Below are 13,254 nucleotides of genomic sequence, written 5' to 3'. Positions count from 1 at the left end.
CTGAGCTACTGAGGAATTGTAATTTACTGTTGGCTCCCCAGGTTGGGCTCGAACCAACGACCTACGGATTAACAGTCCGCCGCTCTAACCAACTGAGCTACTGAGGAACAGTAAACAACGGCGGCAATACTAATGCCAGTCTGTGAGGCTGTCAACAGCTAAGCTTGTTCATTTGTTTAAATTCAGACTGCTTGAACAGAGAATCGTCAATTTGTTTTATTTGCGGCCTGTCAACCGGACAAAGCTGCTGGTTTTCTAGGCTAAGCCAGTTTACCCACAGAAGCTGTGGATAAGTCTGTGAATGATCAGGTGATGATTGAAGCCAGCTTAGAAAAATCAAGGGTTATAGCAGCGTCAATAGTTGCAGGGATAAATAAATTTTCATTTTAAATCAATGGTTTGTGTTTTTGCTCTGGTGAGGGCAAAAAACAATCGAATTTCTGGTTTAGAAATTTACGTTGTGTTGCTGTGTGGACTATTGCTAAACACCGCCATTGAATTTGCTGCATTTGTAGTTACGGCATGGCATCAATCTCTGCTTTTCATTACACTATGCCCTCCTCAGAATAACTGGCCGTAGGAATGACCTCTCCGGATAAACGCTCGTTATTGCACAATGACATTGCTGTGACGCTCTATCGTATGACGGTTCCCATGCTGCTGGGCATGTTCACGCTGATGAGCTTTAACCTGGTGGATACGTTCTTTATCAGCATGCTTGGCACGCAAGAACTGGCGGCAGTTAGTTTTACTTTCCCCGTGACATTTACCTTTATCAGTCTGGCCATTGGTCTTGGGATTGGTACTTCCGCCATTATTGCCAAAGCCCTTGGAACTGGTAACCAGCAAGAAGCTCGTGCAGATGGTCTGGCGTCCTTGTGGCTGGCTGTATTTTTGATGCTGATCTTGTCTGCTGTGGGCTGGTTGGCGCACGATGCGCTATTCAAGGCACTTGGCGCAAGCGATGCGATTGTTCCGCTTATTCGGCAGTACATGCTGATTTGGCTGGCCGGTGCTGTTTTTTTGATGATACCTATGGTGGGTAACAGTATCTTGCGTGCCGCCGGTGAAACGCGGTTGCCAGCTTATATTATGGCCGCCGGAGGTTTATGCAACGCTATTTTGGATCCTTTGTTGATTTTTGGTCTTGGGCCTTTTCCTGAGCTTGGTATGCAGGGCGCGGCGCTGGCCAGTGTTTTGTCCTGGCTTTGTGGCACTGTACTGGTGATTAAGGTGTTGCTGCAACGGGCTCTGATTGAGCGCGGCTGGCAACCCTTGCAACGGGCCTATCCTATTTATCGAAAAATTTTACGCATTGCTTTTCCTGCCGCCGGTGCCAATATGCTAACCCCTATTGCTATGGCAATTCTTACAGCCATTATGGCCACTTACGGTGCTGAGGCCGTGGCAGCCTTTGGCGTTGGGATTCGGCTAGAAAGCATGGCGTGTCTGGTGGTTCTGGCACTCTCCACTACCTTGCCACCTTTTGTCAGTCAAAACTATGGTGCCGGCTATTTTGACCGGGTGTTCAATGCCTATAAAAAAAGTGTCTGTTTCATTTTGCTTTGGCAATTGGCGATTTTTGTGTTGCTGGCTTTGTTGGCTCCGCTGATCGCCAGCGCCTTTTCCGATGACATCAAAGTGCAGCGACTGATTCAGTTGTTTCTCTGGATTTTGCCGCTGGGCTACGGCTTGCAAGGGTTAATTATTCTTACCAACTCATCGCTGAATGCGTTGCACTTGCCGGTACAGGCGCTTTGGTTAAGTATCTGCAGGTTGTTTGTTTTTTATGTACCTTTTGCCTGGGCTGGTGGTCAGTTGGCTGGTATTCCAGGCTTGTTTGCTGGCTGTGTCATGGCTAATCTATGCATGTCTATGCTGAGTTATTATTGGTTTCAACGGGCTTTACAACGCATGCAGCACCCCATGGTCAACCGAGGTGAAATAGAGTGAAAGCGTTTCGACTGGTTTCGGATTATCAAGCGGCCGGCGATCAGCCGCAGGCTATTGCCAAATTGGTAGAAGGCCTGGAAGCCGGACTGGCGCATCAAACCTTGCTTGGTGTCACCGGCTCTGGCAAAACCTTCACCATGGCCAATGTGATTCAGCAGGTCAGTCGGCCTACTCTGATTATGGCGCACAACAAAACATTGGCAGCTCAGTTGTATGGCGAAATGAAAGCTTTTTTCCCTGATAACGCTGTTGAATACTTTGTGTCTTATTACGACTACTATCAGCCTGAAGCTTATGTCCCGTCAACCGATACCTTTATCGAGAAAGATGCTTCCATCAATGAACATATTGAGCAGATGCGCTTGTCTGCAACCAAAGCGTTGATGGAACGCCGGGATGTAGTGATCATAGCGTCTGTTTCAGCTATTTACGGCTTGGGCGATCCTGAGTCCTACATGAAAATGTTGCTGCATTTACGGCAGGGGGATACCCTTGATCAGCGCTTTATTCTTCGGCGCCTGGCGGAGTTGCAGTACCAGCGTAATGATCTGGCCTTTGAGCGGGCTACCTATCGGGTGCGGGGCGATGTGATAGACATTTTCCCGGCAGAATCGGATGCATTGGCCGTTCGGCTGGAGCTTTTTGATGAAGAGATTGAGCGCATCAGTTTATTCGACCCCCTGACCGGGGCTGTTGAAAAAGTGGTATCGCGCTACACCATCTATCCCAAAACCCACTATGTAACCCCGCGAGAGAAAATTCTGGATGCAGTGGAGCAAATCAAAACGGAGCTGCAACAACGAAAACAGCAATTGCTTGAGCAAAACAAATTAGTGGAAGAACAACGTCTGACGCAACGGACTCAGTTTGATATTGAGATGATGGTTGAGCTTGGCTATTGCTCCGGCATTGAAAACTACTCCCGCTATTTATCCGGCCGCATGCCAGGAGAGCCGCCACCAACCTTACTGGATTACTTTCCAGCTGATGGCCTGATGTTTATTGATGAATCACATGTTACCATTTCGCAGATTGGGGCTATGTACAAAGGCGATCGGTCGCGAAAAGAAAACCTGGTCAATTATGGTTTTCGGTTGCCGTCTGCACTGGATAACAGGCCACTTAAGTTTGATGAGTTTGAAAGTATCGCCCCGCAGCGGATCTATGTATCGGCCACACCCGCCAAGTACGAGTTGGAAAAATCCGCTGGCGAAGTAGTGGAGCAGGTAGTACGTCCTACCGGCTTGATTGATCCAGAAATTGAAATTCGGCCGGTTGCGACCCAGGTGGATGACTTGTTGTCAGAAGCCTATCTGAGGGCGCAACGCAATGAGCGGGTTCTGGTCACCACTCTGACCAAAAAAATGGCGGAAGATTTAACCGACTACCTGCTAGAGCACCAGGTCAAAGTACGCTACCTGCATTCAGATATTGATACCGTGGAGCGGGTCGAAATTATTCGAGACTTGCGTCTTGGGGTATTTGATGTCCTGGTAGGTATTAACTTGCTGCGGGAAGGACTGGATATTCCGGAGGTTTCGCTGGTGGCGATTCTGGATGCGGACAAAGAGGGCTTTTTACGTTCGGAGCGCTCTCTGATCCAAACCATCGGTCGTGCTGCCAGAAACTTGCAGGGCAGGGCCATTTTGTATGCAGACTCAATCACAGGCTCCATGCAGCGTGCTATTGACGAAACAGAGCGTCGCCGCCACAAGCAAGTAGCCTTTAATGCGGCGCATGGCATCACTCCGAAAGGTTTGAATAAGAAAGTCGCTGATGTGATGGACTTGGCACAAGAGCCTGCGCCACTAGCTGAGGTTGCTGAACAAGCTGCGGGCTACCACAGCAATCGGACTGCCATTGCTGCGGATATCAAAGTGCTGGAGAGTGAGATGCGGCTGCACGCTGAAAACCTTGAATTCGAGCAGGCCGCTGCATGTCGGGATCGATTGCAGCAGCTTCAGGCTTTATTGCTTAAAGACTAAGCAAGCTATTGTTGGACTATGCATTCCTGTAGCAGTGTTCAGTTTTTATTAAGTTTGAAAGGGCTAGCATGCCGGCCATCACTATTTAGAATAAAGTACTATAAGGACAAATAATTATGAAACGCACTCTGCTTGCTTCTTTGCTTTCTGTGGTATCAGTCACGGCAATGGCTGCCAGTTACCAGAACGAGTCTTCGTTAAATTTTAGCTGGGGCGATGTCGTTCAGGCTGATCTGCAGCAGTGGGAGTTTTCCCATCGCTATTTTCTGACACCAGTCCAGGGCAATGTGGCAGCACCCTTAGCAGAGTCAGCATTTCTTAGCCGTAACAGCAATGTATTCGGTGATTATGTACGTGGCACACAGAAAGAGGATGGTATCAAGCTTAGCTCCTCTTCCTGGCGCCTGGGTGGCGAGTACATGGACAGCAGCCATGACTTTTATGTCGGCTTTGAATTTGAAAGCATCAACCGCTCCAGCACCAAATCTGCTTTGACCCAGTTGGGTTACTTCTTTGATTCGGACTGGCTGGTTACCTTCGATATCGATCATACCCGCCCGGATAGCGCAGGTACCCGCACAGAGTTTGGTTTTAGCACCAAAAAATTGATGCGTTTACCGACTGGTGATCACCTGAATGTCGAAGCGAGCTACCGGGATCTGCGCAGCACCAGCCGCAATGCCTACAGCTTTGGTGGTGATTACTATTTTGGCAAAGAGTTATCCGTTGGTTTGTTTTACGACTGGACATCGAAGAACATCGTAAGTACTGCGCAGGACTCTTTCACAGTGCGTGGCCAGTGGTTCCCGATGAATAATCTGGCGGTGCGGGCCTCTGTCAGCTTCGATAGCTTTGAGACGGGCGAGGACTTGTACACCGTTGGTGCCAGCTATCGTTTCTAAGCAGTAACTGTGGCATAACACACCTGATTCCGCCCTTGTGCCTTAGCCCGGTAAAGGGCGGTATCCGTTTGATGAATGAAAAACTCAGGGCTGCTGTTTTTATCTGGTTTCATCAGGCTACAGCCAATGCTAATGGTAAGACAATCACTCACCGAATGTTGATGGGGGATGGCCAGCTGCTGTACCGCGTGCAGTAAGTTTTCAGCGGTGGTTTTCAGTTGTGCTATCTGAATGGATGGCAGAATGATGGCAAATTCCTCACCTCCGTAACGGGCTACCAACTCACCTTGCCGCTGGATGTGATCGCGCAACAGGCTTGCCACTCGTTTCAATGCATCATCGCCGGCCTGGTGGCCATAGTTGTCGTTGTAAGCTTTGAAGTGATCAATATCAATCAGTATCAGCCCCAAAGGTTGTTTATTTCTGGCGCAGCGATGTAACTCCTGCTGTAGTACTGTATCAAACTGACGTCTATTGGCGATGCCGGTGAGCCCATCCCTGCTGGCCAACAGCTGCAGCTCTTTATTTGCCTGCATCAACTGCTGCTGCACCTGCTGCAGCGACACTCGATCGCGGACATTTTGTATGGTATTGCCAATCATATGGCCAACCAGCTTCAGACGGCGAATATCGCTGGCTGTCCAGGCACGTTTACGAGCCACCATATCACAACCAACAAAGCCAAGAAGCTGGCCATGACTGAGCATGGCAGAGCAAAGAATGGACTGAATATCTTCCCGCTGGAACTCACGTTTTTCAAGGGCCGCTTCCGCAGGCAACTGACCAACATCCTGTACGGCAAAAATAGCGTCGGCTGCCAGAGTTTGCCAGATGAATGGTTGAGCTGCTTGGGGAAGATCCTGCAGCCGTTCAATATGGGAGGATATACCTGCTCGAACCCACTCATGGGTATTGCTCATGGTGGCCTTGTCGTGGTTCATTAAAAAAACATAGCTGCGGTCAGCGTGGCAAAACTCTCCCAGAGCAGCCAGTGCACTTTGAATATGTGTATCCAATTGTTCTGGTCTTACGTTGATAAGTTCTGTCGAAATGAGCGACATCAACTTATCAAAGGCGAGAGCCTCTGTCAGTTCACTGTCATCATCAGCCGTCCACTTGCTGACGGGAAGTGTTGTCTGCGGCTGACAAGGGCAAAGTACAATTAATACTGTGCTGCTTGAGGTAAAATGAAACCGGATCAGTTGTGCTTTTAACTCAACGGTTAGACCGGTCGGCAGGGTAACGCACTGTTGCAGTGCCGAGCCACTTAAGGCAAGCAATAAAGGGTTATGTACCAGTCCCAGCGGCTCTTTACTATCCGGATCTGCGAGTGAAATTTGACGTACATCGCTCAGCGACAACACCGCTTGGTCCATGGGTAAATCCAGCAGCTCTAGGGCTGCTGAATTGGCATAGATGGAGGCTTTGGCAATATCTTTGCACAGTAGAGCGGTTGGCAATGCATCCATGATGGCCCAAAAGGGTGGCGTTTCTTCTATGAGTCGTGTCATAACATCCTCAACGGCAGCAGCAGCCGAAACCTTTACAGGCTAAGCTTAGTGCAGCTATTGAGAAGCTACAAATGGCAGCAGACGGTTATGTCTCCGGATCTGCAGACCAGACCAGAGCTTTGAAATGCGCCCGGCACATAGATACATACTGCTCATTGCCACCTATCTGAATTTGATCGCCATGGCGGCTTGGTTTGCCATCGGCATCCAGTCGCACCACGAAGTTGGCTTTACGGCCGCAATGGCAAACGGTTTTTAACTCGATCAGTTTATCGGCCCAGGCCAGCAAAGCTTCGCTACCGGCAAAGGTATTGCCGGTAAAGTCAGTGCGCAGGCCATAGGCCAAGACAGGAATATTGAGCGCATCAACCACATCGGTTAGCTGCTGCACCTGGTTGCGGCTTAAAAATTGCGCTTCATCTATCAAGACACAGTCCACCTGCTGTTGCTTAAGCTGGTTATAGAAGTGGTACTCTGCATCAAACAAGGTTGCAGGCATAGACAAGCCGATACGGGAGCTGATTACACCCTCACCAAAACGGTTGTCGATGGCGGCAGTAAAAAGCGCAATTTGCATACCGCGTTCACGGTAATTGTATGCGCTTTGCAGTAACGATGTGGACTTGCCGGCATTCATTGCCGAATAGTAGAAATACAATTGAGCCATGTTTGTTTCCGGTGCTAAATTGCCGGAGTATACCAGAGCGCGATGGGGAATTGACCACTTCGGTCTGCCTTTCGCAGCCGGTACTGGTAACCGTTGCCTGGATACTATAAGCTGAGCGAAAATTCAGGCTTGGTCGTGGGAGTTCGAATGGATAAATGGTTACTATTGACCGTCTTTGGTCAGGTTTTGCTAACCAGCGTCTTGTTAATTTTAATGGGACGGCGACGTTTTGCCGCTGCACGCCGTGGTGAGTTATCGATGGATGCTTTTGCGCTGATGCAGCTGGATAAAGCCAATGCGCAGGTGATAGCTACCGGGCGCAATTTTGACAACCAGTTTCAAATGCCAATGCTGTATTTGTTTGCTGTGGTATTTATTTTGCAACAGGGACTGGCCGATGCATCTTTTGTGCTGATGGGGGCCTTCTATCTGCTATTGCGGGTGTTCCATGCGTTGATCCATACTGGTAGCAACCGATTGCGTTGGCGCTTTCGTACCTTTGTATACAGCTGTGCAGTGCTCTGGGTGATTTGGTTGCGCTTGTTATGGTTGCTTTTTTTCGGATAAATTTCGTCGGAGACAGTCCGACCTATGTGAGGTGAATGATGGAATACCAGTTAAGTCGTGACGAATTGACTAAGTTAGAACAGCTGGCACCCGAACAGCGTTACGAGTATTTTGTACATGCCGTTGCCGATTTGGATACCATTTGGATCCTGGTGGATGATGAAGGCTTTGTGTTGGTGAGTGCTGAAGATGAGCGTTGTATCCCGGTTTGGCCTCATGCCGAATTGGCCGAAAGCTGGATTGACGGCGAGTGGAGTGAGTGTCAGGCGCAGTCGATTCCAGTGGCAACCTGGCTGGAAAAGTGGACCTCTGGTCTGCAGGGGGATGAGCTGGCGATTGCGGTCTTTCCTGATGCGGAAGGTCCTGGCGTGGTAGTGACGCCCAGTGAGCTGGAAGAAGCGTTACAGGCTGAATTAAGCGACTAAATACCATAAACTCCAGTGCCCTTAAAGGGCGCTGGAGTTTATGAAAAGCCGAGTTACGCTTGCTGTACTCTGGCTTGCATCTCTGCCACTACGGCATCCAATGCCAGTAAGGCTTTATCGCCACTGCGGCGGTGCTTGTACTCGACCTGTTGCTGATCCAGGTTGCGCTCACCTATCACGATTTGGTGCGGAATGCCGATCAGCTCCATATCCGCAAACATAACACCTGGGCGCTCTTTGCGATCATCAAACAATACCTCAAAACCAGCCTCAGTCAGTTGCTGATAAAGCTGTTCAGCAGCCTGCTGAATACGAACTGATTTATGCATGTTCATTGGGATCAGTGCAATCTGAAACGGGGCAATCGCATCTGGCCATATGATGCCGTGTTCATCATGGTTTTGCTCGATGGCGGCAGCCAGAATACGTGATACACCAATGCCGTAACAGCCCATAGTCAGGATTTGATTTTTGCCTTCTTCATTCAGGACACCTGCTTTCATCGCTTGCGAGTATTTATCTCCCAGTTGGAAAATATGTCCAACCTCAATACCTCGGCGGATTTCCAGGCTGCCCTTACCACAAGGGCTGGCATCACCGGCGACCACATTGCGTAAATCGGCAGTATCAAAAGCTGCACTATCCCGCAACCAGTTCACACCTGTCAGGTGATAGCCAGTCTCGTTAGCGCCACAAACAAAATCTGCCAGCTGCGCTGCGCTGTGATCGACGATCACCGGGATGTTCAGACCTATCGGCCCAACAGAGCCAGGCAAGGCACCGGTCAGAGCTTTGATCTCCTCGTCACTGGCAAAGGTCAGAGGTTGAGCAACCAGAGGATGCTTCTCAGCTTTAACTTCATTGAGCTGATGATCGCCACGCAGCACCAAAGCAACAAAAGCCGGTGCTGAGCTGTCGTCGGTTGGCTCTGCCCGGACAAACAGCGTTTTAGCAATTTGCTGCGGTGTTAGTCCAAGGAAGCTGGCTACTTCGTCTACGGAGCCAACATTGGGTGTGCTTATTTTTTGTTGTGGCTGTGTTGCTGCCGGACGTTCAGCTTGCGGGGGCAGGGCGGCCGCCATTTCAACGTTGGCGGCATAATCACTTTCTGTGGAAAATGCGATGGCATCTTCACCAGAGCTGGCCAATACATGAAACTCATGCGATACACTGCCACCAATAGCACCGCTATCTGCCAGCACAGCGCGGAAATTTAGCCCCAGTCGGGTGAAGATATTGGTATAAGCCTGGTACATGGCATCGTAGGTTTTTTGCAGGCAATCCTGTGACAGATGAAAGGAATAAGCATCTTTCATCAGAAACTCCCGGGCCCGCATCACACCAAAGCGCGGCCGCCGCTCATCGCGGAATTTGGTTTGGATCTGATACAGGTTCAGTGGGAGTTGTTTGTAGCTGGTGACTTCACGGCGAATCAGGTCGGTGATAACTTCTTCATGGGTGGGTCCAAGCACAAAGTCGCGCTGATGTCGGTCCTGAAAACGCAGTAATTCTGCATCCATTTGTTCCCAGCGGCCGCTTTCCTGCCACAGTTCTGCATTTTGTACCATGGGCATCAATACTTCGATCGCACCGGCTTTATTCAACTCTTCACGGACAATACGCTCCACTTTACGCAAGGTGCGTACCCCAGTGGGTAAGTATGTGTATAAACCGGATGCCAGCCGGCGGACCATGCCAGCTCGCAGCATCAGTTGATGGCTAATTACTTCGGCATCGGCCGGGGTTTCTTTCATGGTGGAGAGTAAATACTGGCTGCTGCGCATTGTCGACCCTGTCTGCAGTTCACAAAATTGCCGTATTCTAGCAAGGGCATGGCAGCAACGCCATGCCCAATCATGCGCTATTTTACCCTTTCAATTGAGTGCTGCAGTACCTGAGGTGTGACCTGCTGGCCTGCCAGCATGCCACCAATCGAATAGATAGCATCATTCACCTTGACCAAGCCCTGTAAGTCCATAACGGCTGTGGTGGGCTTGGCGGCCAACCATTGTTGCTGCGCGGGGGAATACAGCCAGACATTGGCTTCCGGCTCGGCTTTGTCGCCTTGCTCACTGACGCCATCGATATGGTAAAAGTGGCTACTGCCGCCAATAAAGACAGCAACAGCTTCATCATCAACAGTACTGTCGATAGCGGCCATACGAAAGCGGGGTTGTCCTGTTGGATGTGGAATAGGCTGCCACTCAATGCGCAAGGCATTGCGCGGGTTGATTTTCCCTTGGTAACAAGCCGGTTCGGTCGACTTAACACGCTGACCACTTTGGTAGCTCAGGCTGACCCCATCACAAAACACAATATGGTCACTGACGATAGCGCCGGCCAAACCATAGCTGGCCTTGCCTGGCATCGGGGTTGCCTGGCTCCACTGTTGAGTGAAGTTGTCAAACACTTGCACCAGGTTGACCGCACCATCATTGCTCCAGCCACCCACCAGGTACACGTAGCGATCCTGATAGGTCAGAGCCAGAGTATCATCCACCGGGACAGGGATCGGGTTGACTCTGTTATAACGTTGGGTTACCGGATTAAAGCGGTAAATTTCATCTGAGGTATTGCGATTACCCTGGCGGTCAATGCTGTAACCGCCAAAAACAAAAAAGTTATTGTTCAGTGCCACAGCACTGGCGGCAACCCGGCCAGGCAAGCGTGTCTGACTGGGGACTTCCGGCATACTGCTCCAGCCGAATTCACCTACGGTATGCACCCAGACTTTGTTGTGCAAGCTTTGGCTGTTCTTCTCCGGGCCTATGCCCATCATGCTGATCACATAGGTTTTGCCGCGCACGGTAGTGCTGGCCACGGCATTGTTGCTGACTGGCTCTGGTAACGGTGGCAATGCCAATACGCTGCCACTAACCAGCAAGCTCAGCAAGGGGAGTGATCGCATAGACATAATGATGTTCTCCTGTCACTTTCCATTGAATATTTAAGTTATAGAGTGTCATACCATAGCTCTGTTCACCAGCATGTTTCTTCTTGTAAGGTGGCCTCGGATCCTGTTTGAGTACTTTTTCAATCAGGGTTTTAAGTTCAGGCCAACGGCTCTGGTGAATGCAAAACTGCTCTGCTTCAGCAGAGAAGCTGACCGTCATCGCGGTTTCAGGGGCGTTGTCGGCAAAGCTGGCGCTGGCTTCCGGGATGGCATCTGAGTAGGGCAAATAGGGCTTAATATCCAGGATGGGCGTGCCATCCAGCAAGTCAATGCCAGCCAAATCCAGTTGCCATTGTTTATTCACACAGCGCACAGCTTCTAATTGTACGACAGAAAGGCCAATTGGATTAGGCCTGAATGTTGCTCGGGTTGCAAAGACGCCTTTGCGGGTATTCCCACCAAGGCGCGGAGGCCGGACCATGGGGGACCAGCCTTTATCGGCAGTTTCATGAAACACAAAGAGCAGCCAGAGGTGACTAAACTCTTCAATACCACGCACAAAAGGTTCGGCATTAAAAGCGTGATTAAAAATGAGTTGCGCTTTGGCCTCCGGAACCAGGCCTGGCTGTCGTGGGATGGCAAACTTTTGTTTGTAAGGTGAACGGATGATTCCAATCACATCAAATGCGTATTGTTGCTGCATGGGGCCTGCTGCAGTTTTAGTTGCTTAACAATGCCTTAGTATGACAGCTGAAGCCAGGAAACACCAAGCTGTGGCAGAGTAGTTGCGGTTTTAATGAACGGTTTTATGGCAATCTAAATGTCTTTATTTCCAGATGTTCGCAAAGTAGTATAGGGAACATAGTGTTCGTAAGGGAGTGATTGCAGGATGGAGCGCAAAATATTACGTACGGAGTGTCCGGATTCTCAGGGATTGATAGCCAAAATCACCGGTATTTGTTTTCAACATCAGCTCAATATTATTCGTAATACCGAGTACGTCGACCCGATTTCAGGGCAATTTTATATGCGTACAGAACTGGAAGGTGAGTTTGATGATAGTCGCTTGCTGGCTGAGCTGGATGCCGTACTGCCGGTTGGTAGCGAGCGCAGTTTAGAGTCTGCCAGTAAGCGTAAACGGGTGCTGGTGCTGGTAACTAAAGAGTCGCATTGCCTGGGAGACATTCTGATGAAAGTGTTCGATGGCAGTTTGCAGCTGGATATAGTGGCTGTGGTTGGCAATTATGCCGACCTTGCCAGTTTGGCAGAGCGTTTTCATATTCCTTTTCATCATGTGTGCCATCAGCAGCTTAGCCGCGAAGCACATGAGCAGGCACTGCTGCAGGTGATTGACCGTTATGCTCCGGATTATCTGGTGCTTGCCAAGTTTATGCGGATTTTAACACCAGCCTTTGTGCGTCGTTTTCCACAGCGTATTATTAATATTCACCATAGTTTTTTGCCAGCATTCGTTGGTGCAAAACCATACCTGCAGGCATTTGAGCGAGGTGTAAAAATTATCGGTGCCACAGCACACTTTGTAAATGATGCGCTGGATGAAGGACCTATTATTGAGCAAATGGTTACCCGGGTCGACCATAATTACGCGGCTCAGGATATGGCCAAGGCGGGGCGCGATGTTGAAAAATCTGCTTTATCGAAAGCTTTGCAGTTATTGCAAGAAGACCGGGTTTTTGTTCATGGTAATAAAACAGTATTGCTTTAACAATGGCTAGAAACCTAAACTCAGACTATGTTAGGATCCATACAATTTCATTCATGATATAGTATCGAGGTTACACAATGTCTTTATTGCTAAATAAAAAAGAGTTAAAAAAAGCGGCTGAAGAATTATCGGTTGTGAAATTGCAAGATGTGATCCGTCAATTAAACGACGTGCTGGAAAATCGGAAGCGGGAGACTGAAGCTCTGGAAGAGCTGAAAGATTTCGTCAAGCAAAAGGGCTTTACTTTCCAGCAACTGGGCATTTCTGTGCAGCATGAAGTGGTTTCTGTCGATGAACCACAGGCAGTCACCAGTAAGCGTCCGGTTAAACCAAAACTAAAGTCGCTTAATAAAGAAAAACAATACTTTTATGTTGATGAAGGCAAACTGCAATTATTAAAAACTCATACCATGAAGCAGGGATTACGTGATCGTGGTATTAGTATTTTGTCTTATGCGGATGTCAGTCAAAAGCATCAAAAAGATGTAGATGCACTGCTGGCCGAGGCTGAACAGCAAGCGATTGAAAACTTCAATGCCAAAGTAGGGGTCTGGAACCAGTGGGCTGAAGCCAATGGTGCTGAAATGTTAAGTCCTAAATAAAACTATTTTGTTGGATGAAAACC

Annotated in this window: 12 protein-coding genes and 1 tRNA gene; 7 read left to right on the top strand and 6 right to left on the bottom strand. The window is 49.2% G+C overall.

What is annotated here, in order from left to right:
• Positions 1-30: 30 nt before the first annotated feature.
• Positions 31-107 (bottom strand) — tRNA-Asn (locus tag QWF21_RS15490).
• Between the two features lie 475 nt (positions 108-582).
• Here QWF21_RS15490 and QWF21_RS15485 point away from each other — a divergent pair.
• The 3 genes from QWF21_RS15485 to QWF21_RS15475 all read left to right on the top strand — a co-directional run bounded on the left by QWF21_RS15485 (position 583) and on the right by QWF21_RS15475 (position 4,840).
• Positions 583-1,953: an MATE family efflux transporter gene (locus QWF21_RS15485; protein WP_330088951.1), complete on the top strand. Its 1,371-nt coding sequence runs from the start codon at positions 583-585 to the stop codon at positions 1,951-1,953.
• Entirely contained in the window at positions 1,950-3,938 is a 1,989-nt protein-coding gene (uvrB, locus tag QWF21_RS15480) for an excinuclease ABC subunit UvrB (protein WP_330088950.1), read from the top strand. Before QWF21_RS15485 ends, uvrB begins: the two co-directional genes overlap by 4 nt.
• A 116-nt stretch (positions 3,939-4,054) precedes the next feature.
• Entirely contained in the window at positions 4,055-4,840 is a 786-nt protein-coding gene (locus QWF21_RS15475; protein ID WP_330088949.1) for a putative porin, read from the top strand.
• On the opposite strand, the gene QWF21_RS15470 is transcribed toward QWF21_RS15475, so the two are convergent.
• The gene (locus QWF21_RS15470; RefSeq protein ID WP_330088948.1) at positions 4,837-6,351 is read right to left on the bottom strand and encodes a GGDEF domain-containing protein; all 1,515 of its coding nucleotides are present in this window, start codon (positions 6,349-6,351) and stop codon (positions 4,837-4,839) included. The two genes, QWF21_RS15475 and QWF21_RS15470, sit on opposite strands and share 4 nt — an antisense overlap.
• Before the next feature lie 85 nt (positions 6,352-6,436).
• Positions 6,437-7,018, bottom strand: a complete 582-nt coding sequence (locus QWF21_RS15465) for a thymidine kinase (protein ID WP_330088947.1) — start codon at positions 7,016-7,018, stop codon at positions 6,437-6,439.
• A gap of 147 nt (positions 7,019-7,165) precedes the next feature.
• On the opposite strand from QWF21_RS15465, the gene QWF21_RS15460 reads away from it, so the two are divergent.
• Positions 7,166-7,585 (top strand): MAPEG family protein, encoded by a 420-nt coding sequence (locus tag QWF21_RS15460; RefSeq protein WP_330088946.1) that lies wholly within the window; start codon positions 7,166-7,168, stop codon positions 7,583-7,585.
• Positions 7,586-7,620: 35 nt separating this feature from the next.
• On the top strand, positions 7,621-8,010 hold the full coding sequence (locus tag QWF21_RS15455) for a DUF2750 domain-containing protein (protein ID WP_407935302.1): 390 nt from the start codon (positions 7,621-7,623) through the stop codon (positions 8,008-8,010).
• Positions 8,011-8,063: 53 nt separating this feature from the next.
• On the opposite strand, the gene QWF21_RS15450 is transcribed toward QWF21_RS15455, so the two are convergent.
• The 3 genes from QWF21_RS15450 to tsaA form a co-directional block, all read right to left on the bottom strand.
• Entirely contained in the window at positions 8,064-9,794 is a 1,731-nt protein-coding gene (locus QWF21_RS15450) for a proline--tRNA ligase (protein ID WP_330088945.1), read from the bottom strand.
• Positions 9,795-9,871: 77 nt separating this feature from the next.
• On the bottom strand, positions 9,872-10,924 hold the full coding sequence (locus QWF21_RS15445) for a Kelch repeat-containing protein (RefSeq protein WP_330088944.1): 1,053 nt from the start codon (positions 10,922-10,924) through the stop codon (positions 9,872-9,874).
• Entirely contained in the window at positions 10,884-11,606 is a 723-nt protein-coding gene (gene tsaA, locus QWF21_RS15440) for a tRNA (N6-threonylcarbamoyladenosine(37)-N6)-methyltransferase TrmO (RefSeq protein ID WP_330088943.1), read from the bottom strand. The genes QWF21_RS15445 and tsaA overlap by 41 nt, the downstream gene beginning before the upstream one ends.
• A gap of 186 nt (positions 11,607-11,792) precedes the next feature.
• Here tsaA and purU point away from each other — a divergent pair, with 186 nt between their 5' ends.
• Positions 11,793-12,629, top strand: a complete 837-nt coding sequence (gene purU / locus QWF21_RS15435) for a formyltetrahydrofolate deformylase (protein WP_330088942.1) — start codon at positions 11,793-11,795, stop codon at positions 12,627-12,629.
• Between the two features lie 77 nt (positions 12,630-12,706).
• On the top strand, positions 12,707-13,231 hold the full coding sequence (locus tag QWF21_RS15430; RefSeq protein ID WP_330088941.1) for an H-NS family histone-like protein: 525 nt from the start codon (positions 12,707-12,709) through the stop codon (positions 13,229-13,231).
• The last annotated feature ends 23 nt before the right edge of the window (positions 13,232-13,254 follow it).

Origin of the sequence: Alkalimonas mucilaginosa (assembly GCF_036327005.1) — a bacterium.
GTDB classification, from domain to species: Bacteria; Pseudomonadota; Gammaproteobacteria; order Enterobacterales; family Alteromonadaceae; genus Alkalimonas; species Alkalimonas mucilaginosa.
Note: the sequence above shows the minus strand (reverse complement) of the source record. Positions and strands in the feature narration are given on the sequence as shown.

Coding starts and splice junctions, on each gene's coding strand:
- QWF21_RS15450 (WP_330088945.1), bottom strand. CDS start 9,794: ATGCGCAGCAGCCAGTATTTACTCTCCACCATGAAAGAAACCCCGGCC.
- tsaA (WP_330088943.1), bottom strand. CDS start 11,606: ATGCAGCAACAATACGCATTTGATGTGATTGGAATCATCCGTTCACCT.
- QWF21_RS15485 (WP_330088951.1), top strand. CDS start 583: ATGACCTCTCCGGATAAACGCTCGTTATTGCACAATGACATTGCTGTG.
- purU (WP_330088942.1), top strand. CDS start 11,793: ATGGAGCGCAAAATATTACGTACGGAGTGTCCGGATTCTCAGGGATTG.
- QWF21_RS15445 (WP_330088944.1), bottom strand. CDS start 10,924: ATGTCTATGCGATCACTCCCCTTGCTGAGCTTGCTGGTTAGTGGCAGC.
- QWF21_RS15475 (WP_330088949.1), top strand. CDS start 4,055: ATGAAACGCACTCTGCTTGCTTCTTTGCTTTCTGTGGTATCAGTCACG.
- QWF21_RS15430 (WP_330088941.1), top strand. CDS start 12,707: ATGTCTTTATTGCTAAATAAAAAAGAGTTAAAAAAAGCGGCTGAAGAA.
- QWF21_RS15470 (WP_330088948.1), bottom strand. CDS start 6,351: ATGACACGACTCATAGAAGAAACGCCACCCTTTTGGGCCATCATGGAT.
- QWF21_RS15465 (WP_330088947.1), bottom strand. CDS start 7,018: ATGGCTCAATTGTATTTCTACTATTCGGCAATGAATGCCGGCAAGTCC.
- QWF21_RS15455 (WP_407935302.1), top strand. CDS start 7,621: ATGATGGAATACCAGTTAAGTCGTGACGAATTGACTAAGTTAGAACAG.
- QWF21_RS15460 (WP_330088946.1), top strand. CDS start 7,166: ATGGATAAATGGTTACTATTGACCGTCTTTGGTCAGGTTTTGCTAACC.